Source organism: Streptomyces aureus (assembly GCF_000725495.1).
GTDB classification, from domain to species: Bacteria; Actinomycetota; Actinomycetes; order Streptomycetales; family Streptomycetaceae; genus Streptomyces; species Streptomyces aureus_B.
In genome coordinates this window covers 222,128-240,850 of sequence record NZ_JNZD01000013.1, presented here as the reverse complement: position 1 = coordinate 240,850, position 18,723 = coordinate 222,128, and the positions used below count along the sequence as shown (strand labels likewise).

At 72.1% G+C, this 18,723-nt stretch carries 16 protein-coding genes and 1 riboswitch; of the genes, 12 read left to right on the top strand and 4 right to left on the bottom strand.

The features are described from left to right. Window positions 1-57: 57 nt before the first annotated feature. Complete coding sequence (locus IO36_RS19565; RefSeq protein WP_037621566.1) at window positions 58-894, bottom strand: TIGR03619 family F420-dependent LLM class oxidoreductase; 837 nt, start codon at window positions 892-894, stop codon at window positions 58-60. Window positions 895-1,416: 522 nt separating this feature from the next. Further along, a riboswitch (SAM riboswitch) is annotated at window positions 1,417-1,527 on the top strand. A 226-nt stretch (window positions 1,528-1,753) separates the two neighbouring features. Here IO36_RS19565 and IO36_RS19560 point away from each other — a divergent pair. The 9 genes from IO36_RS19560 (at window position 1,754) to IO36_RS19520 (ending at window position 11,205) form a co-directional block, all read left to right on the top strand. Continuing rightward, a complete protein-coding gene (locus tag IO36_RS19560; RefSeq protein ID WP_037621564.1) occupies window positions 1,754-3,385 on the top strand; it encodes an ABC transporter substrate-binding protein in 1,632 nt (543 codons plus the stop codon). Continuing rightward, window positions 3,382-4,461, top strand: a complete 1,080-nt coding sequence (locus IO36_RS19555) for an ABC transporter permease (protein WP_037621562.1) — start codon at window positions 3,382-3,384, stop codon at window positions 4,459-4,461. The genes IO36_RS19560 and IO36_RS19555 overlap by 4 nt, the downstream gene beginning before the upstream one ends. A 3-nt stretch (window positions 4,462-4,464) precedes the next feature. Continuing rightward, window positions 4,465-5,439 (top strand): ABC transporter permease, encoded by a 975-nt coding sequence (locus IO36_RS19550; protein WP_037621560.1) that lies wholly within the window; start codon window positions 4,465-4,467, stop codon window positions 5,437-5,439. Continuing rightward, a complete protein-coding gene (locus IO36_RS19545) occupies window positions 5,432-7,216 on the top strand; it encodes an ATP-binding cassette domain-containing protein (protein WP_051900664.1) in 1,785 nt (594 codons plus the stop codon). Before IO36_RS19550 ends, IO36_RS19545 begins: the two co-directional genes overlap by 8 nt. After that, window positions 7,213-7,476, top strand: coding sequence for a DUF6059 family protein (locus tag IO36_RS19540; RefSeq protein WP_037621558.1), 264 nt, complete (start codon window positions 7,213-7,215; stop codon window positions 7,474-7,476). Before IO36_RS19545 ends, IO36_RS19540 begins: the two co-directional genes overlap by 4 nt. A gap of 105 nt (window positions 7,477-7,581) precedes the next feature. Beyond that, window positions 7,582-8,877: a bifunctional 3-oxoadipate enol-lactonase/4-carboxymuconolactone decarboxylase PcaDC gene (locus IO36_RS19535; protein ID WP_037621962.1), complete on the top strand. Its 1,296-nt coding sequence runs from the start codon at window positions 7,582-7,584 to the stop codon at window positions 8,875-8,877. Between the two features lie 72 nt (window positions 8,878-8,949). Further along, window positions 8,950-9,585, top strand: coding sequence for an MBL fold metallo-hydrolase (locus tag IO36_RS19530; protein ID WP_037621557.1), 636 nt, complete (start codon window positions 8,950-8,952; stop codon window positions 9,583-9,585). Window positions 9,586-9,693: 108 nt separating this feature from the next. Continuing rightward, complete coding sequence (locus IO36_RS19525; protein WP_037621555.1) at window positions 9,694-10,473, top strand: exodeoxyribonuclease III; 780 nt, start codon at window positions 9,694-9,696, stop codon at window positions 10,471-10,473. Window positions 10,474-10,764: 291 nt separating this feature from the next. Further along, the gene (locus IO36_RS19520; protein WP_037621552.1) at window positions 10,765-11,205 is read left to right on the top strand and encodes a DUF6278 family protein; all 441 of its coding nucleotides are present in this window, start codon (window positions 10,765-10,767) and stop codon (window positions 11,203-11,205) included. Window positions 11,206-11,555: 350 nt separating this feature from the next. Here IO36_RS19520 and IO36_RS19515 read toward each other — a convergent pair whose 3' ends face one another. Both IO36_RS19515 and IO36_RS19510 read right to left on the bottom strand, forming a co-directional pair. Continuing rightward, window positions 11,556-13,121: an alpha/beta fold hydrolase gene (locus IO36_RS19515; protein WP_037621550.1), complete on the bottom strand. Its 1,566-nt coding sequence runs from the start codon at window positions 13,119-13,121 to the stop codon at window positions 11,556-11,558. A 251-nt stretch (window positions 13,122-13,372) separates the two neighbouring features. After that, window positions 13,373-14,197 carry a hypothetical protein gene (locus IO36_RS19510; RefSeq protein WP_245173345.1) on the bottom strand — a complete coding sequence of 275 codons (825 nt, stop codon included), beginning with the start codon at window positions 14,195-14,197 and terminating at the stop codon, window positions 13,373-13,375. A 103-nt stretch (window positions 14,198-14,300) separates the two neighbouring features. Between IO36_RS19510 and ggt the strand changes: the two genes are divergently transcribed. Continuing rightward, window positions 14,301-16,118 (top strand): gamma-glutamyltransferase, encoded by a 1,818-nt coding sequence (gene ggt, locus IO36_RS19505; RefSeq protein WP_078943301.1) that lies wholly within the window; start codon window positions 14,301-14,303, stop codon window positions 16,116-16,118. Window positions 16,119-16,214: 96 nt separating this feature from the next. On the opposite strand, the gene map is transcribed toward ggt, so the two are convergent. Then, entirely contained in the window at window positions 16,215-16,982 is a 768-nt protein-coding gene (gene map, locus IO36_RS19500) for a type I methionyl aminopeptidase (protein ID WP_037621549.1), read from the bottom strand. A gap of 32 nt (window positions 16,983-17,014) precedes the next feature. Here map and IO36_RS19495 point away from each other — a divergent pair, with 32 nt between their 5' ends. After that, a complete protein-coding gene (locus IO36_RS19495) occupies window positions 17,015-17,269 on the top strand; it encodes a helix-turn-helix domain-containing protein (protein ID WP_037621548.1) in 255 nt (84 codons plus the stop codon). Window positions 17,270-17,697: 428 nt separating this feature from the next. Then, on the top strand, window positions 17,698-18,633 hold the full coding sequence (locus IO36_RS19490) for an HAD family hydrolase (RefSeq protein WP_078943300.1): 936 nt from the start codon (window positions 17,698-17,700) through the stop codon (window positions 18,631-18,633). Window positions 18,634-18,723: the final 90 nt, after the last annotated feature.

Here is an 18,723-nt window from a genome sequence, read left to right as displayed (position 1 = left end):
AGAGCTTGGGGGAGCGTGCATGGCGTCGCGCGGCAGGCGGGACTTTCGCAACACGCCCTAGGTGAGGTTCGCGGCGACGGTGGCGAGGGCCTGCCAGGCCACCTCGGGCCGGAGGGTCTCGGCCGGGTCGCCGTTGTAGGGATCGAGGACCACGGTCTCGGCGCCGGCGCGCCTCAACTGCTCGATGTCGTCGAGGATCTGGTCGAGGGTCCCTTCGCCGGCGCGGCGGTCCGGGTGCTCGACCGGCGCGTCCGTGAGGCGCAGGAGGATGCGCGGGGCCAGGGCCGGTACCGGCCGGCCGAGTCCGGCGGCGATGTCCTTCAGACGGTCGACCGCGCCCTCGAACCAGGGCATCGTGAACCGGAGGGGGTGCCAGGGCAGGCCGAGCCGGGCCGCCCGGCGCAGTCCCGCGTCGCTGTTGCCGCCGATCCAGACCGGAATCTCCCCGCTCTGGTAACCGCTGTCCCCGGACCATTCGGAACGCAGGGTCCCAAGGTATTCGTCCGTCAGGGCACCGCGCCGTTCGAAGGGAACTCCCAGCGCCTCGAATTCCTCCCTGGCCCAGCCGACTCCGACGCCGAGAATCAGCCGTCCACCGGAGAGCTGCTGGAGATTGGCGGCCATTCTGGCGACCAGCAGAGGATGGCGGTAGGGGACGATGAGAACCGTGGTTCCCAGCTTGACCCGGGTCGTCCGGGCGGCCAGCCAGGACAGGGTCGTGAAGGGGTCGTAGAACGGCGCGGGATACTGTTTCGCCACGTCGGACGTGATGGTCACATGGTCGGAGACCATTAACAGGTCGAATCCGAGACCTTCCACGGTCTGGGCCCAGCGGGCAAGATTCTCCGGATGTGTTCCGGGTCCGAAATTGGGGACGTTGACGCCTATTTCCATGGCCCGAGCGTAGCAACCGCACGCGAGAAAAGGGCGGTTGCCTTTCGGCTTGACGGGGCTGTATTCATCGAACACGCCGGACGTTTATCAGGAGGTTCTCGTCTCGCGGCGCGACTCGCCGAAAAAAGCGAACTGTTCGCGGCGGCACGCATGCCGAGGAGAAGTGAAGTGCCGCGCGGGAGGAACGGTGGCCGAGGACCGCGGCGAGGGTCAGCGCGCAGCCGGACAGCTCGTGGTGGTGACGCGGCCATGGTCGACGTGGCGGCGGGACACGAGCGGGGTCATGGGGCACAGGTAACCACACCCGGCGACCCCGCACCAGCACCCGGCCGGTCGAGGGCCCCTGCCGTTCCGTGGCGGCGGTACCTCCTCGGCCGGAGCCCGGGTCGTCGACGATGACGACACGTCAGAGACCTTGCGGAACAGCGCACTTGGCGGCTGTGTAACCGCCGTGTGGCCTCGTGTTTCACCCGGGCGGGGAACGCTTGACGCCCCGAGAACGGGCGAACTACGGTGAGCGCGAGCCACGAGTTCCGGTGCCCAAGCCCTGGCTGGCCGGACGGCAACCCTCGACGCGGCGGGGTGCCCCAGGTGACGGCTCGGCGGATGTTCCTCGTTCTGCAAGTGCGTACCCACCGGCCCGAGTGCCGACGACTTTCCTGGGAGGACGGCGTGCCGACCGGCCTCGTGCTGTGCTCCCGGCGTCATGTGGACCTGCTGCTGGTCTGCAGCTGCCTCTGTCACCGCTGACACCTCCCGCTTCTCGGCCCTCACCTCTCACGCGACAGCGCGCGCCCGGCAGGCCCCCGCCCGCCGGAGCCCCTTCGTGCACCCCTTCATGCGGAAGCAGAGACCAGCCATGGCACAGCACGGCATCAGACCCTCCCGGTCCCTCGGCGCGATATCCCTCGGCACGGCGTTCCTGGTGATCCTCACCGGCTGCACGAGCAGCAAGTCCTCGGTCGGGTCCGCGGGATCGGCGATCACCGTCGGCACGACGGACCAGGTGACCAGCCTCGATCCGGCCGGCGCCTGGGACGCCGGATCCGGCACCATCGAGTCGGAGGTCTACGCGACCCTGCTCAGCGTGAAGAACGGCGCCACGGAGGTCTCCCCGGACCTGGCCGCCGGGATCGAGCCGACGGGGCCCAAGCAGTACACGGTCACCCTGAAGAAGAACCTCGAGTTCGCCAACGGCCATGCCCTGACCTCGTCCGACGTGAAGTTCAGCTTCGACCGCACGGTGAGGATCGCCGACGAGAACGGCCCCTCGTCCCTCCTGTACGACCTCGACTCCGTCGCCGCCCCGACACCGACGACGGTCGTCTTCACCCTCAAGTCGGCCCACGACACGCTGTTCCCGCAGGTGCTGTCCACCGCCGCCGGCTACGTGGTGGACGAGCAGGTGTTCCCCGCGGACAAGATCCTGGACGACCGGTCGATCGTCGCCGCCAAGCCGTGGAACGGCCCTTACGGAGTGCGCAGTTACGACAAGAACTCGCTCGTCTCCTTCACCGCGAACAGCGCCTACGGCGGCGGGCTCGGCGCCGCCCGGACGAAGAACGTCCAGCTGAAGTACTACACCGACGCGAGCAACCTGAAGCTCGACGTCCAGCAGGGCACGGTCGACGCCGTGTACCGCACGCTCACCACGGCCGACCTCGACGACCTGTCCCGGAAGAAGGACGTCAAGGTCCACACCGGCTCGGGCAACGGCATCCGCTACATCGTCTTCGACTTCAAGACCCAGCCCTACGGCACCGGGACCGAGAACGCCGACAAGGCCAAGGCGCTGGCCGTCCGGCGGGCCGTCGCCGACTCCGTCGACCGGGCCCAACTCGCCCGGCAGGTCTACAAGAACAGCTACCAGCCGCTGTACAGCTCCGTGCCCGACGGACTCACCGGCGCCACCGACTCCTTCAAGTCGCTCTACGGCGACAAGAAGGGCGGCCCCGACAAGGCCGCCGCCGCGGCGCGGCTCGAGGCCGCGAAGGTGACCACACCGGTCAAGCTCGACCTGCAGTACAACGGCGACCACTACGGCTCGTCCTCGGCCGACGAGTACGCGCTGCTCAAGACGCAGCTGGAGGCCACCGGACTGTTCAAGGTGAACCTGCAGTCCACCGAGTGGACCCAGTACGGCAAGGACCGGGTCAAACACCTCTACCCGCTCTACCAGTTGGGCTGGTACGCCGACTACCTCGACGCGGACAACTACCTCTCGCCCTTCTATTCGGCCAACAGCTGGGTCGCCAACGGCTACTCCGACCCCGCCGTGCGCGCGCTGATCAAGAAGGAGGAGACGGAGACCGACCCCGCCCGGCGTGCCGGACTGCTGAAGGAGGCACAGGACAAGGCCGCCGCCGCGGTGCCGCTGCTGCCGCTGCTCCAGGGATCCACCGCGATCGTCACCCGCGAGGACGTCGGCGGGGTGCCCGCCGAGCTGAGCAGCGCGTACCAGTTCCGCTGGGCGGGACTCACGAAGAAGTGAGCGCCGAGACCCTGGAGATCACCGGTGCCGCCCCCGCGGCGGGCGGCACCGGGCGGCACGGACTCACCCGCTACCTCGTGGTCCGCTTCCTCCTCATCATCCCCACCGTGTTCATCCTGGTCAGCCTGGTCTTCTTCCTGATGCGCGCCACCGGCGACCCGGTCAGCGCCGCCTTCGGCGACCGGCTCACCCCCGGCCAGCTCCAGGCCAAGCTGCACCAGGCGGGCTACGACCGGCCGCTGTCCGTCCAGTACCTCGACTACCTGCGGTCCCTGGCCGCCGGCGACTTCGGGCACACCGTCACCGACAACCAGCCCGTGACCCACGTCCTGGGGGTCTACGGCGCCGCCACCGCCGAACTCGCCCTGAACGCCCTCGTCGTGGCGCTCCTCGCGGGCGTGCCCCTGGGCGTCGTGGCGGCCCGGTACCGCGACCGTGCCCCCGACGCGGTACTGCGGCTGTTCGCCGTCCTCACCTACGCCACCCCGGTGTTCTTCACCGGACTGCTGCTCAAGCTCGTCCTCGCGGTCCGGCTCGGCTGGCTCCCCGCGTCCGGGCGGGCGAGCACCGACGTGCAGCTGTTCCTCCAGGACCAGAGCAGCACGACCGGGTTCTACCTCCTCGACGCGCTGCGAAGCGGCGACGGCACCGCCGTCACCGACGTCCTGGAGCACGCCGTCCTGCCCGCCCTGACGCTGGGCCTCCTCGTCGCCGGCGTCCTCCTGCGGCTGGTGCGCACCAACCTGATCGGCACGCTCTCCGCCGACTACGTCGACGCGGCCCGCTCCCGCGGGGTCCCGTCCCTGCGCCTGGTCACCCGGCACGCCGCCCGGCCCGCCCTGATCCCCGTCGTCACCTTCCTCGGGCTCCAGGTCGCCGGGCTGCTCGGCGGCGCGGTGCTGACCGAGACCACCTTCGAGTGGAAGGGCCTCGGCTACGAACTCGCCCACTACCTGACGGCCCGTGACTTCCCGGCGGTACAGGGAATCGTGGCCCTGTTCGCCGTGGTCGTGGCGGTGACGAACTTCCTCGTCGACGTCGTCGCCGCCCTCATCGACCCCCGAGTGAGGTACTGAGCCATGGCCGGGATCCTCGCGCGCGGGCCGGCCCCGCTGCCCCGGCGGCTGCGCGCACGGCTGCGGACCGCCGGCGCGGTGCAGCGCGCCATGCTCCTGACCGGCGCCGGTCTCACGGCGCTGTTCCTCCTCGCGGCACTGATCGGCCCGCTCCTCGCCCCGTACGGATACGCCCGGCTCCAGGACGCCTCCGGGCTGTTCGGCGCGCAGCAGCCGCCGAGCGGCGCGCATCCGCTGGGCACCACCATCGCCGGGTACGACGTGCTGTCACGCACGCTGTGGGGCGCCAGGACCGCGCTGGAGATCATTCTCGCGGCGCTGTCGCTGTCGGTGGTCCCCGGCACCGTCCTCGGCCTGGTCTCCGGCTATCTCGGCGGCCGGGTGGACCGGACGCTGGTCGGACTCGCCGACGCGCTCTACGCCTTCCCGCCGCTGCTGCTCGCCGTCGTCATGTCGATCGTGATCAGCGGCGGCCGGTCGAGCCTGGCCGGCGGTCTCGGCGCGGCCGCCTGCTCGGTCGCGGTGGCCTTCGTACCGCAGTACTTCCGTGTCGTACGGGCCGAGGTGGTCCGGGTGAAGGCGGAGCCCTACGTGGACGCGGCCCGGGTGATCGGCACCTCGACCCGGGAGATCATGTTCCGGCACGTGCTGCGCAACTCGGTGCGCACCCTCCCGCTGATCTTCACCATCAACGCCTCCGAGGCCATCCTCACCCTCGCGGGGCTCGGCTTCCTCGGCTTCGGCATCGAGCCCAACTCGGCCGCCGAATGGGGATACGACCTCAACCGCTCCGTCGCCGACGTCACCTCGGGACTGTGGTGGACCGCCCTCCCGCCCGGCCTGGCCATCGTGCTCACCGTGCTGGGCACCACCCTGCTCGGCGAGGGCCTCACCGACCTGGCCGATCCCCGGCTCCGGCGGCGGGGCGCCGCGGCGGTGTCCGGCACCCCGACGGACGGAGGCACGCGCGATGGCTGACCTGCTGCGCGTCGAGAACCTGAGCGTCACCTTCGCCACGGACACCGGTCCGGCCCCCGCGGTGAGGGGCGTGAGCCTGGCCGTCGCACCGGGAGAGGTGCTCGCCCTGGTCGGCGAGAGCGGCAGCGGTAAGACCGTGACGGCCAGGTCGGTCCTCGGCCTGCTGCCCGCGACCGCCACCACCCGCGGCCGGGTCCTCCTCGGCGACGGCGCCGCCGACCCCGCCGAGGACGTGCTCACCGCGTCCCCGGCCCGGCTGCGCGCCCTGCGCGGCACCCACGCCGCGATGGTGTTCCAGGAGCCGTCCACGGCTCTGAACCCGGTCTTCACCGTCGGCTGGCAGCTCGCCGAGGGACTGCGCGCCCACGGACACGGAGGCGGCCGGGCGGCACGCCGCGCCCTGGCCGTCGACTGGCTCGGCAGGGTCGGCATCCCGGACCCGGACACCCGCGTCGACCACTACCCGCACCAACTGTCCGGGGGACAGCGGCAACGGGCCGTCATCGCCATGGCGCTGGCCCTCGGTACCAGGCTCATCGTGGCCGACGAGCCCACCACCGCCCTCGACGTCACCGTCCAGGCGGAGATCCTGGAACTCCTGCACCGCTGCCGCACCGACTTCGGCACCGCAGTGCTCCTCGTCACCCACGACATGGGCGTGGTCGCCGACCTCGCCGACCGGGTCGCGGTGATGCGCGCCGGCGAGGTGGTGGAACAGGCCCCGGTCCGCCCGCTGTTCGCGGCGCCCGGCCATCCGTACACACGGGAACTGCTGGCCGCCGTACCGGTCTTCGGCCGGGGAACGGGCCGCGTACGGCGGTCCGGGTCCGCGGCCGCCACCACGTCCGGGACGACGGGGGCGTCCGCGGTGGTCGGAGCCTCCGGGCCGGGTGACGGCCCCCCGGTCGTCCGGGCCGCCGGGCTGGTCGTGGACCACCCGGGGCGGCTGCGGCGGAAGGGCTTCCGGGCGGTCGACGGCGTGAACTTCGAGATCGGGCCGGGCGAGGTGCTCGGGCTGGTGGGGGAGAGCGGCAGCGGCAAGACCACCATCGGCCGGGCCGTCGCCGGCCTGACCGCCGTGACCGGCGGAGAACTCGACGTGTTCGGCGTGTCCCGCACGGCCCGGCGACGCCCCCGCGACCGGGCCGGTCACATCGGCTACGTCTTCCAGGACCCCGCGGCCGCCTTCAACCCGCTGCTCACGGTCGCCGACAGCGTCGCCGAACCCCTGGCCGTGCACCGGCGCGACCTGACGGCCGCGGCGATCCGTGCCGAGACGGAGGCACTCCTGGAGTCCGTACACCTGCCCCGCGCGTACGCGGACCGCTACCCCCACGAGCTCAGCGGCGGCCAGCGGCAGCGCGCCGCACTGGCCCGGGCGCTCGCCCTGCGGCCCCCGCTGATCATCGCGGACGAACCCACCTCGGCCCTCGACGTGTCCGTCCAGGCGAAGGTGCTCGGCCTGTTCACCGAACTCCAGGAGGAACGGGGCTTCGCGGCGCTGTTCATCAGCCACGACCTCGCGGTGGTCGAGCAGGTCACCGACCGGGTCGTCGTCCTGCACCGGGGCCGGGTCGCCGCCTGCGGTTCGACGGCCGACGTTCTGGGCAGTCCCCAGGACGACTACACCCGGCGGCTCGTCGCCGCACTGCCTGTCCCCGATCCGGTCCGCCAGGCCCGCCGGCCGGACCTGACCCTTGACGTCCGTGACGACGCGGGTACCGTTCGCCACCACACCGCTGTGGACGCCCTCGACGAAGGAGCGGCAACGACATGAGCGACATGCGCCGCGCCGGCCGCTGGACCGGTCTCCTCGCCCGGCTGGGCCCGGGTCTGCTGGCGGTCGGCAGCATGCTGGCGGGGTGCCCGCTGCCCGTGCCCGCCGTCCCCCGGGAGGAGCCGGAGCGGACTGCGGACCCGTCCGGCTCGCTGCCGGCCGGTCACCCGGAGCGTCCCGCCGGGCACATCCCGCCGACGGAGGTGGAGCGGGAGCTGTGGTCCGCCCTGGGCACGGAGGTCCGCCGAACATATACGTGAAGCCGGGGCGGAAGCCCCTCACGGCGCCACCCCATAGAGGGACGGTTCGTACGGGATTCAGGCCCGATCACGTGAGAATTCGTCTGATGTGAGACCGTGCAGGGCGTGAGTGAGACACCGACGAATACCTTGCAATACCGCCTTGACGGCCCGGAAGACGCTCCGGTCCTCATACTCGGACCCTCGCTCGGCACCACCTGGCACATGTGGGACAGGCAGATTCCGGAGCTCTCCAAGAGCTGGCGGATCTTCCGTTTCGACCTCCCGGGACACGGCGGAGCACCCGCGTATCCGGCCGGATCGGTGACCGAGCTCGCCGAGCGGCTGCTGACCACCCTGGACCGGCTGGGCATCCAGCGCTTCGGCTACGCGGGCTGCGCGTTCGGCGGGGCGCTCGGGCTCGAGCTGGCGCTGCGGCGTCCGGAGCGGCTCGCCTCCCTGGCGCTGATCGCCGCCTCGCCCCGCTTCGGCACGGCGGACGAGTTCCGCCAGCGCGGGGTGGTCGTGCGGACCAACGGCCTGGACCCGATCGCCCGCACCTCGCCGGAACGCTGGTTCACCAGCGGCTTCGCGGCGGCCCAGCCCGCGATCACCGAGTGGGCCGTGCAGATGGTGCGCACCACCGACCCCGGCTGCTACATCGCGGCCTGCGAGGCGCTCGCCACCTTCGACGTGCGCGGCGAACTGGGTCTGGTGGGGGTGCCGACCCTCGTCCTGGCCGGCTCCGACGACGAGGTCACCGGCCCCGCGGAGGCGCGGACGCTGGTCGCCGGGATACCGGACGCCCGCCTCGCGGTCGTCCCCGGTGCCTCGCACCTGGTCCCGGTGGAGCAGCCCGCCGCCGTCACGGACCTGCTGGTGCGGCACTTCTCCAGCGCCTGGCTGCCGGCCTTCGACTCGACCACCGGACAGATGGCGGTCCAGGCCCCGCAGGCCTACCCCGTGCAGGCCGCCCCGCCGCCGGTCGCGCCGTTCGCCGAGATCGGCCCGGCTCCCGTCGTGCCCGAGCCGGCCGGACGCCAGGATCCCTACGACGTCGGGATCAAGGTGCGCCGCGAGGTGCTCGGGGACGCGCACGTCGACGGGGTGCTGTCCTCGGCGGACGCGTTCTCGGGGGACTTCCAGGAGTTCGTCACCCGCTACGCCTGGGGCGAGATCTGGGACCGGCCCGGCCTCGACCGGCGCTCGCGCAGCTGTGTGACGCTGACTGCCCTGGTCGCGGGCGGTCATCTCGAGGAGCTCGCCGTCCACACGCGGGCCGCGCTGCGCAACGGTCTGACCCCGGTGGAGATCAAGGAGGTGCTGCTCCAGACGGCCGTCTACTGCGGAATGCCGGCGGCGAACAGCGCCTTCCGGGTCGCGCAGGAGGTCATCCGGGAGGAGACCACCCCCCAGGAGTGAGCGACGTGGCCCGTCCGGCGGACTCGTCCACAGGAGCGCCCCGCGGGGCGGGCACGGGGGCAGGATGGAGCCATGAAGCTCACGAAGAAGTCGCACTCCTGCGTCCGCCTGGAGAAGGACGGGCGGACGCTCGTCATCGATCCCGGGGGATTCAGCGAGGAGGACGCCGCCCTGGGCGCGGACGTCCTCCTCGTCACGCACGAGCACCCCGACCACTTCGACGAGGGGCGGCTCCGCGCCGCCATGGAGGCCAACCCGGCGGCCGGGATCTGGACCCTGCGGTCGGTGGCGGAGAAGGTCTCCGCCGCCTTCCCGGGCCGGGTGCACACCGTCGGTCACGGCGACACCTTCACGGCCGCCGGCTTCGACGTCGAGGTGCACGGTGAACTGCACGCGGTGATCCATCCGGACATCCCGCGCATCACCAACGTCGGGTACCTCGTCGACGGCGGCCGCGTCTTCCACCCCGGGGACGCCCTCACCGTCCCCGGCCGTCCGGTCGAGACGCTGATGCTCCCGGTGATGGCCCCCTGGAACAAGATCAGCGAGGTCATCGACTACGTACGCGAGGTCGGTCCCGAGCGCGCGTACGACATCCACGACGCCCTGCTCACGGACCTCGCGCGGCCGATCTACGACCGCCAGATCGGCGCCCTCGGCGGCTCCGAGCATCTGAGACTGACGCCGGGGGCGTCGGCGGAGGTCTGAGCGGGCCGCCCCCGGTCCCGGTGGGGCCCGTGCCGTCGGGGGATCCCCGGACGGCACGGGGTGTCTCGGGCGGCCCCGCTGTCGTACCCGCCCGGTAGGTTGTGAGGCATGCGTATCGCCACCTGGAACGTGAACTCGATCACCGCCCGGCTCCCGAGGCTGCTGGCCTGGCTGGAGAGCAGCGGCACGGACGTGCTGTGCCTCCAGGAGGCCAAGGTCGCCGCGGAGCAGTTCCCCGCCGAGCAGCTGCGGGAGCTGGGCTACGAGTCCGCCGTGCACGCCACGGGACGGTGGAACGGCGTGGCGGTGATCTCCCGCGTGGGTCTGGAGGACGTGGTCAGGGGCCTGCCCGGCGGTCCCGCGTACGAGGGCGTGGAGGAGCCCCGGGCCGTCTCGGCGACCTGCGGTCCGGTCCGCGTCTGGTCGGTGTACGTGCCGAACGGCCGTGAGGTGGACCACGCCCACTACACGTACAAGCTCGAGTGGTTCGAGGCACTGAGGGCCGCGGTGGCCGGCGACGCCTCGGGCGCCCGCCCGTTCGCGGTGATGGGGGACTACAACGTGGCGCCCACGGACGACGACGTCTACGACGTGGCCGCGTTCGAGGGGCTGACCCATGTCACCCCGGCCGAGCGCGCCGCGCTGGCGGCCCTGCGCGGGGAGGGCCTGACGGACGTGGTCCCGCGTCCCCTCAAGTACGACCACCCGTACACCTACTGGGACTACCGCCAGCTGTGCTTCCCGAAGAACCGCGGCATGCGCATCGACCTCGTCTACGGCAACGAGGCCTTCTCGTCGGCGGTCAAGGACGCGTACGTGGACCGCGAGGAGCGCAAGGGCAAGGGCGCCTCCGACCACGCGCCGGTCGTGGTCGACCTGGACGTCTAGAGCCTGTCCGACAGGCCCTGGGCCGGACACGGCCCGGGACCCCGATCTCCTGAACTCCACCCCCTGTGCACGGGTGTCCTCGCCGCGGCGGGGCCCCGTGCACACGCATTCGCCCGCGCGATCGCGGGCAGCCTTTCTTCATGGGCGGCCCGGGACGCGGGGGAGGAGCCCGCAAGGTTCCTCAGGGCGTCGCGATTCGCCTGATTCCGTAATGAAATGCCGCGAGCTACATTTTGTTCACATACCGGGAACACGGAGCTTCGGCGATCGCACCTTACGGAGAGGCCGGTCATGAACATCCCCTTCTTGGACAAGCTGCTGGGGCGGCACCCGGTGCGACGCGGCCGGCCCCTGGCCCAGGCCTTCGAGGACGATCCGGGCGGGGTCGCCGAACTGCTCTCGGAATGTGAACTACTCCGCTCCCAGGCCGCGTCCGTGGGCCTCGAACTGGACGACACCCCGGCCTCGTTGGTGGCGCTCGACCAATTGCTGCCGCTGTGGCGCGACGACCCCGAGGCGCTGCCCTGGCTCGGCAACGACGCGGGCCTCTACCTCGGCACGGTCGTGGTGCGCACGGTGCCCGGTGCCTCCTGGCACGTGTGGCCCGGCGGCAGCCCGGCGGTGCGGCTGCCCTCGGGCCGTGAGATCCCGGTCGTCGAGGCCGGTCTGGACTGGGCCGTGCAGGGCGTTCCCGAGCTGTCCCAGATGTACGCGGAGGCCACGGAGGCCTGACGGATCACCAGGACCGGCCCGGACCTCCGTACGGACGTCCGGGGCTCCGGGACGCCCGGTGGGGCGGACTTCCCGGGCCCGGGAGGCCCCGCGCGCCGATCCTCGACTACGATTTGCCGTTCATCCCCGTGGTGAGGCCGGTCTCGCCGATCCGCACCGGGATGTGCGTGCCGCTCTCCCGGTCCGCCCCCGGGCGTACGGGCGAGGACGGCGCAGTCCCGAGACCGTGGCCGCGGACTGGCTCCGGCCGAACCAGGGACGCTGCTGCCGGGTGGGGAACCCCACACAGCCCCGACGCTGTAGGGGTGCAGCAGCTCACAGGGCCAGGCCCGACCGGCGCCAGCCGGAGATCACTGCTCGCGCAGGGGTACCGACACGTAGGACGGGTCGTGCTCCGGCGAGGAGAAGGTCAGCTGCGCGCCGGACGGGTTGTGCTCCATGTAGAGCGGGTCGACCGTGTCGACGACCACCGCGAGGCGGTGCCCGGCCGGGACGTCGTAGGCCGTGGAGAACAGGTCCAGGTCCACGCCGAACGGCTCACCCGGCGTCTGCCCGTGGAACGTGTACGGCGCGTTGCTGACGAGTTTGCCGATCCCGAGCGGGCCCACGTCGTAGAGATAGGCGATGAACGTGCCGCTCTCCCTGGTCCCGGTGACGGTGGTGTGCAGTTTGACGGTGCCGCGGACCCGCTGCACGTCGGTCGACTTCTCCGACTGCCACACCGCGGTCCAGTAGCGGGGCAGCAGCGGGATCGAGGCCATCGGAGGGATCCGCGTGAGCTGGTCGAGGATGCTGGACAGGAAGATGACCCCGCCGTCCGCGCCCGAGTCGACGTTGGTGTGGATCCGGGTGGTGCCCCCGAGGGCGATCTTCCGCGAGGTCGCGCCGACCGACTTCCAGTTCGGGTAGCCCTCGTAGCCGCCCGTGGAGCGGGACTTCAGCTGCACCGGCTGCTCACGGTCGATGCCGTTGTCCTGGCCCCGCAGATAGTGGTCGAACCAGCGGCGGGTGTCGGTCCAGACGTCGTTGGGGAGCCCGAACAGCCCGGTGATCTCGGCGGTGGCGTGGTCGCCGGGGCGGAACTCCAGCCGCTTGGGGCCGCTCAATCCCTCGTAGAACTTGGCGTACTGGTTCGCCGAGAAGATCGTGTCGCCCCAGGTGTTCGCCATGAAGACGGCGGGGCGGTTCTTGTCGAGCCGGTCGGCGTACGTCCCGGGTGAACGTTTCTTCCCCCAGTCGAGCAGGCCCTGTTCCTTCGACAGGTCCCCGGAGAAGAAGTCCTTGAACACCTGCCGGGTCTCGGCGCTGGGGTGACCCACGATGTTCCCGACGCCGTCCAGCAGGGCGGACGCCTGGACGTGCTCGGTGCGGCCGGAGTAGATCGAGTCGGTCAGGTCGGCCCACCCGCTCAGCGCGGCCACCGCCTTGATGCGCTGGTCGTGCTCGGCGGCCAGCAGGCTGATCCCGGCCCCGTACGAGACGCCCGCCACGCCCACCTTCCGGGCGTCGGCAGGGGTGTTGGCGAGCGCCCAGTCGATCACCTTGGACACGTCGGCGGTGTCCTTCGGCCCGGCGACGTCGATCTCGCCGCCCGACTGCCAGAACCCGCGGACGTTGTAACTGACCACCACATAGCCGGAGTCCGCGAGCTTCTGGGCCTGTGCGAGGTACTCGACCTGGGGCAGCCCCCAGCTCGTGGGCAGCACGATGAGCGGATAGGAGCGGCTGCCGTCCGCCCCCTCTGGGGTGACGACGTTGGCCTTGAGGATCGTGCCGCCGTCACCGGAGATGTCGACGAAGCGGACGCCTTCGGCGGCTTGGGCGGAAGGTGCCAGGCCCAGTCCCGCGGCGGCGATCAGGGTGGCCGAGAGGGCGCCGACGGCGGATGTGCGCAGGGGGTTGCGACCGTTTCCCAACGGGTCACTCCTCACTTGGTCAGTGCAAGGTGACCCGACGGTAACCGGGGTGGCTTACTCGAAGTAACCCGTCGGTAAGTTACGTGCGAGTAACGATTGTTGAAGTGTTCATTGCCATCCACCGGATCACGCCAGGGCGCACCGCGTGTCGGCCGGAAAGCGGCGGTTCCCCGAGCGGGGGCCGCCTCCGAAGCCGGCCGGCCCGGCGGGCGCAGGGCGCAGGGCGGGCCCGCCGCCGGCTGCGCCGGGCGTCAGGTGCGCCGGCGTGACCGGGGCGCGGCCGGCTTCGGCGCGGACTCCCCGTCCTGGCCGGGCTCGGACGCCGCGTCGGGCGCCGGTTCCAGTGCGGGCGGCGTCGGCAGCGGGGCCTGGGCGGCGCGGGTCACGTCCGCGACGAGCTCGACGACATCGGGGCCGTACGCCTGGGAGTTCACGACCTTCAGGAGCAGGACGAAGCTGTTGCCGCCGTGCTTGCGGGCCAGACGCGCGTGGTTGCGGGCCAGGTAGCGGGTCGCCGCCTGGTTGGTGATCGCGCGCTGGCCGCAGAAGAGGAACACCGGCCGCACGTCACGGCTCTGGCCCGCGGTGAGCCGGGCGAGGATCACGTACTCGGCCTGCCCCGACTCCAGGCGGTAGCGCTCGCCGCCTATCTGGAAGGCGCCCCGATCGGGCCCGCGTCCGGAGTCGACGTTGACCTGGACACCCGGCAGCAGGGACTGGAGATGAGCGGCCATGCGGCGGTTGGACGCCGGTCCGCCGACACAGAACTCGGTGCGCTCGCCGAAGCCCTGCTGGGTGGCGTCGTGCGCGATGACCTGGGCGTGCGCGCCGCAGTCCTTGATCAGCGCGGACAGTTCGAGGAGCGCGAACACGTCGTGGCGCATCACCGTGAGCTCGGGGCCGCCCGCCTCGCGGTTCACCACAAGGAGTGACTCGGAGTTGTCGGGCAGCCCGAAGAACGCCTGCTTGCGACGGAGCTTGCGTCTCCACAGGTAGGTGCGGGCGATCCAGCCGAGCGCGGCACTGAGGCCGGCGGCGAGGACGCCGAGGACGATGTTGCGCACGTCGTCATTCATGTGCGCGCATGCTAGCGGGCCCACGAAGCCGTGTTCGAGGGGGCCTGGAGCGGTGACGAAGGTGAAGTTACGCTGCGCGGACTGCTGTTGACTGGAGGTATTGATGCGACGTCCTCTTGCGCGGAATCTGACGGTCCTGGTGGTTTCGGCCGCGACGGCATTAGTGGGCGCGGCGGCGCCGCCCGGGTCACCGGCGGCGGGAACGGCCGCGAGAACGCCCGTGGCGAAGGTGCCCGTCGCGGTCGGGTACGGAGGCGCCGTCGCGAGCGTCGACGCGGACGCCTCCGCCGCGGGCATCGAGGTGCTGAGGAACGGAGGCAACGCCGTCGACGCGGCCGTCGCCACGGCGGCGGCCCTCGGCGTCACCGAGCCCTACTCGTCCGGCATCGGCGGGGGCGGCTACTTCGTCTACTACGACGCCAAGTCCCGTACGGTGCACACGATCGACGGCCGGGAGACGGCGCCGCTGACCGCGGACTCCGGGCTGTTCCTGGAGAACGGCAAGCCGCTCGCCTTCGCGGACGCCGTCACCAGCGGGCTGAGCGTGGGCACGCCCGGCACGCCCGCCACCTGGCAGACCGCCCTGGACGCGTGGGGGAGCAGGAGGCTCGGGACCGTCCTGAAGCCCGCCGAGCGCATCGCCCGCTCCGGGTTCACGGTCGACAGCACGTTCCGCTCGCAGACCGAGCTGAACCAGGCCCGGTTCGCGAACTTCCCCGACACCGCGAAGCTGTTCCTGCCCGGCGGCGCCCTGCCGGTCGTCGGGTCGACCTTCAAGAACCCCGACCTGGCGCGCACGTACGAGGAACTGGGCAGGAAGGGCGCCGGGACGCTCTACACCGGCGATCTCGGCCGGGAGATCGTCGCCACCGCCGACAAACCGCCCGTGGACCCGGCCTCCGGCTACAACGCCCGCCCCGGCAAACTGTCCCTGAGGGATCTCGCGGCCTACCGGGCGAAGCGGCAGGCGCCCACCAGGACGTCGTACCGCGGTCTCGGCGTCTACTCCATCGCCCCCTCCTCCTCCGGCGGCACCACCGTCGGCGAAGCGCTCAACATCCTGGAGAAGACGGACCTCTCGAAGGCGAGCGAGACGCAGTACCTGCACCACTACATCGAGGCGAGCCGCATCGCGTTCGCGGACCGGGGCCGCTGGGTGGGCGACCCGGCGTTCGAGGACGTGCCGATCAAAGGTCTGCTCTCGCAGAGGTACGCGGACGGCCGGGCCTGCCTGATCAAGGACGACGCGGTGCTGACGAGCCCGCTCGCTCCGGGCGACCCGGACCACCCCGCCGCCTGCGGCGCCACCGGTACGGCCGCCCCGACGACGTACGAGGGGGAGAACACGACCCATCTGACGGTGGCCGACAAGTGGGGCAACGTCGTCGCCTACACGCTGACCATCGAGCAGACCGGTGGCAGCGGGATCACCGTGCCCGGCCGCGGGTTCCTCCTCAACAACGAGCTGACCGACTTCTCCTTCGCCCCGGCCAACCCGGCCGTGCACGACCCCAACCTGCCGGGTCCCGGGAAGCGCCCGCGCTCGTCGATCTCGCCGACCATCGTCCTCGACCGGCACGACAGGCCCGTCGTGGCGCTCGGTTCGCCGGGCGGCGCGAGCATCATCACGACCGTCCTGCAGACCCTGACCGAGTTCGTGGACCGAGGTCTCCCGCTGGTGGACGCGATCGCCGCGCCGCGCGCCAGCCAGCGCAACGCCGCCCAGACGGAACTCGAACCGGGCCTGTACGACAGCCCGTTGCGGGCCGGGCTCGAGGCCATCGGTCATTCCTTCAAGCTGAACCCGGAGATCGGGGCGGCCACGGGCGTCCAGCGTCTCGCGGACGGCAGATGGCTGGCCGCGGCGGAGAAGGTCCGCCGGGGCGGGGGCTCGGCCATGGTCGTGCGGCCCGCGTCGTAGGGCGGGCGCGCATGGTCGGACAGGCCTCAGGGCTCGCCCGGCCGTGAAGCCGCGGGGCGGTGGCGTGCCGCCGCCCCGCGGTCGTCGACCCTCGGGTCAGCGCGCCGTCAGGATGCGCGGGCCCGCGTCCGTGATGGCCACCGTGTGCTCGGCGTGCGCGGCCCGGGAGCCGTCGTTCGTGCGCAGGGTCCAGCCGTCGGGGGCCGCGTGGTAGCCGTCCGTGCCGCCGCCGATGAGCATCGGCTCGATGGCGAGGACCATGCCGTGCCGCAGGGGCATCCCGCGGCCGGGGCGGCCCTCGTTCGGGACGCCCGGGTCCTCGTGCATCCGGCGCCCGATGCCGTGGCCGCCGAAGCCGTCCGGGATCCCGTAACCGGCCGTCCGGCACACCGTGCCGATGGCGTGCGCGATGTCCCCGATGCGGTTGCCGACGACGGCCGCCTCGATGCCCGCGGCCAGTGCCCGCTCCGCGGTCTCCACGAGCCGCAGGTCGGCGGCGCGCGGCGTGCCCACGAGGAAGCTGATCGCCGAGTCGCCCACCCAGCCGCCGAGTTCGGCGCCGAAGTCGATGGAGACCAGGTCGCCGTCGCGCAGCCGGTACCCCGTCGGGATGCCGTGCACGATCGCCTCGTTCACGGAGGCGCAGACGACCGCGGGGAAGGGCGTGGGCGCGAAGGAGGGGTGATAGCCGAGGAAGGGGGACGTGGCCCCCGCGTCGCGCAGGACCTGATGCGCCACCTCGTCCAGCTCCAGCAGGGAGACGCCCACGTCAGCGGCCTCGCGCACCGCCGTGAGCGCCCTGCCCACGACCTGGCCGGCCGCGTACATCTCGTCGATCGATGTGTCGGTCTTCAGTTCCACCATGCCAATTACTATACCGGTATTAGAATGGTGTCATGGTGCGAACCCCCCTGACCCCGGAAGAGCGCGAGCGCGGCGAGCGGCTCGGGCAGCTGCTGCGCGATGCCCGCGGCGACCGCAGCATGGCGGACATCGCGGGGGTGGCGGGGATCTCCGCGGAGACCCTGCGCAAGATCGAGACCGGCCGCGCGCCCACGCCGGCCTTCTTCACGGTGGCCGCGCTGGCGCGGGCCCTCGGCCTCTCGATGGACGAACTCGTCATCCGGTGCGCTCTGGTGCCGGTGGCTTGACGGGCGGGCAGGCGGGCGGGTCGGGCTGAGTCGGTGTGGCCGACTCGGCTCGCCCCGGCTGATGCGGTGTGGCTGCCCCTGCTGGGCTCGGCCGTCCTCGGCCCGCGGTGTCGGCTCGGCCGTCCTCGGCCCCGTGGTCCCGGCTCGGCTGCACCCGGCCCGTGGCGCCGGCCCGGCCGCACGCGGCCCCGTTGTGTTGCTCGGCTGTACCCGGCCCCGTGGTGCCGGCTCGGCCGCACGCGGCCCCGCTGTGTCGGCCCGGCCGCACCCGGCCCGCTGTGGCGAGGCGGCCAGGCCGACCCCGGCCGGTCCGGGTATGCCCAGGTCCCTCCGGGTACGCCCCGCGGCCCACGTGCCGGTTCTGAGAAATTGTTGAATTCGCTTCCCGTTCCCTTGTCGTCTACGCGCGTAGTCACTACCCTCCGGCCATGTCGAACACCAACGCCCGCTCCGGCGTGGCGACTTCGCAGCGGCCCGTGCCCGGTCAGGCACGGCCTTCCTCCTCCCCTGAGCCCGCGGCCCGGCGCGGACGCCGGGCGCGCAGGATCGTGCGGCTCGTCTGCACCGATCTCGACGGCACCCTCCTCGACTCGACGGGTGCGATCCGCGAACGCACCCTGAGCACGCTCGCCGAGGCCGGGCGGGCCGAGGTCGCCGTGGTCGGCGTGACCGGACGGCCCGTCCGCGACACCCTGGACCTGGCCCGTCGCTACGGACTCACCGGGCCCGTGGTGTGCAGCAACGGCGCGGTGACGGTGGACGCCGCGACGGGGCGGCTGCTCGACTGCCGGGGGTTCGGTCCCGGTGACACGGCCAGCATCCTGCGCGCGGTCCGGGACGCGGTGCCCGGCGTCACGCTCGGGGTCGACTCCGTGTCGGGGCTCCGCCTGGAGACGGCCTTCGTGCGCCGGGTGCCGAACACCTGGCGGCACGTGGTCGCGGACGGGGTGTCCGCACCGGTGGACACCGACCCGGTGGTCAAGATCCTCGCCGCCCATCCGATGCTGCTCGTGGACGAACTGGCGGCCATGATCGCCTCGGTCCTCGGCGACCGGGCGGTGATCACGCGGTCCACCGGGGACTTCCTCGAACTGTCCGCCCCCGGCGTCGACAAGGGGGAGGCGTTGCGCTCGCTCGCCGAGGGGCGGGGGGTTCCGCTGGAGCACACGGCCGCCGTCGGCGACATGCCCAACGACATCCCGATGCTGCGCGCGGCCGGGCTCGCCGCCGCGGTCGCCAACGCCCACGAGGACGCCCTGCGGGCCGCCGACATCGTGCTGCCCAGCAACGACGACGAAGGCGTGGCCGCCCTCATCCGGCTCGTGCTGCCTCGCGTGGCGGCGGTGGAGGCCTGCCGAATCTGAGGACGTGCGGGCTCGTGCCTCCGTCCCGGGCGGGCCGGGTCCCCCGGGCTGCCCCGGTCGGGATGACCGAGGACGAGCGCCCGGTTGCGG

Excerpts from the sequence above, each read along its gene's own strand:
- IO36_RS19565 (WP_037621566.1), bottom strand. The coding sequence starts at position 894 with ATGGAAATAGGCGTCAACGTCCCCAATTTCGGACCCGGAACACATCCG.
- IO36_RS19560 (WP_037621564.1), top strand. The coding sequence starts at position 1,754 with ATGGCACAGCACGGCATCAGACCCTCCCGGTCCCTCGGCGCGATATCC.
- IO36_RS19550 (WP_037621560.1), top strand. The coding sequence starts at position 4,465 with ATGGCCGGGATCCTCGCGCGCGGGCCGGCCCCGCTGCCCCGGCGGCTG.
- IO36_RS19545 (WP_051900664.1), top strand. The coding sequence starts at position 5,432 with ATGGCTGACCTGCTGCGCGTCGAGAACCTGAGCGTCACCTTCGCCACG.
- IO36_RS19540 (WP_037621558.1), top strand. The coding sequence starts at position 7,213 with ATGAGCGACATGCGCCGCGCCGGCCGCTGGACCGGTCTCCTCGCCCGG.
- IO36_RS19530 (WP_037621557.1), top strand. The coding sequence starts at position 8,950 with ATGAAGCTCACGAAGAAGTCGCACTCCTGCGTCCGCCTGGAGAAGGAC.
- IO36_RS19525 (WP_037621555.1), top strand. The coding sequence starts at position 9,694 with ATGCGTATCGCCACCTGGAACGTGAACTCGATCACCGCCCGGCTCCCG.
- IO36_RS19520 (WP_037621552.1), top strand. The coding sequence starts at position 10,765 with ATGAACATCCCCTTCTTGGACAAGCTGCTGGGGCGGCACCCGGTGCGA.
- IO36_RS19510 (WP_245173345.1), bottom strand. The coding sequence starts at position 14,197 with ATGAATGACGACGTGCGCAACATCGTCCTCGGCGTCCTCGCCGCCGGC.
- ggt (WP_078943301.1), top strand. The coding sequence starts at position 14,301 with ATGCGACGTCCTCTTGCGCGGAATCTGACGGTCCTGGTGGTTTCGGCC.
- map (WP_037621549.1), bottom strand. The coding sequence starts at position 16,982 with ATGGTGGAACTGAAGACCGACACATCGATCGACGAGATGTACGCGGCC.
- IO36_RS19495 (WP_037621548.1), top strand. The coding sequence starts at position 17,015 with ATGGTGCGAACCCCCCTGACCCCGGAAGAGCGCGAGCGCGGCGAGCGG.
- IO36_RS19490 (WP_078943300.1), top strand. The coding sequence starts at position 17,698 with ATGTCGAACACCAACGCCCGCTCCGGCGTGGCGACTTCGCAGCGGCCC.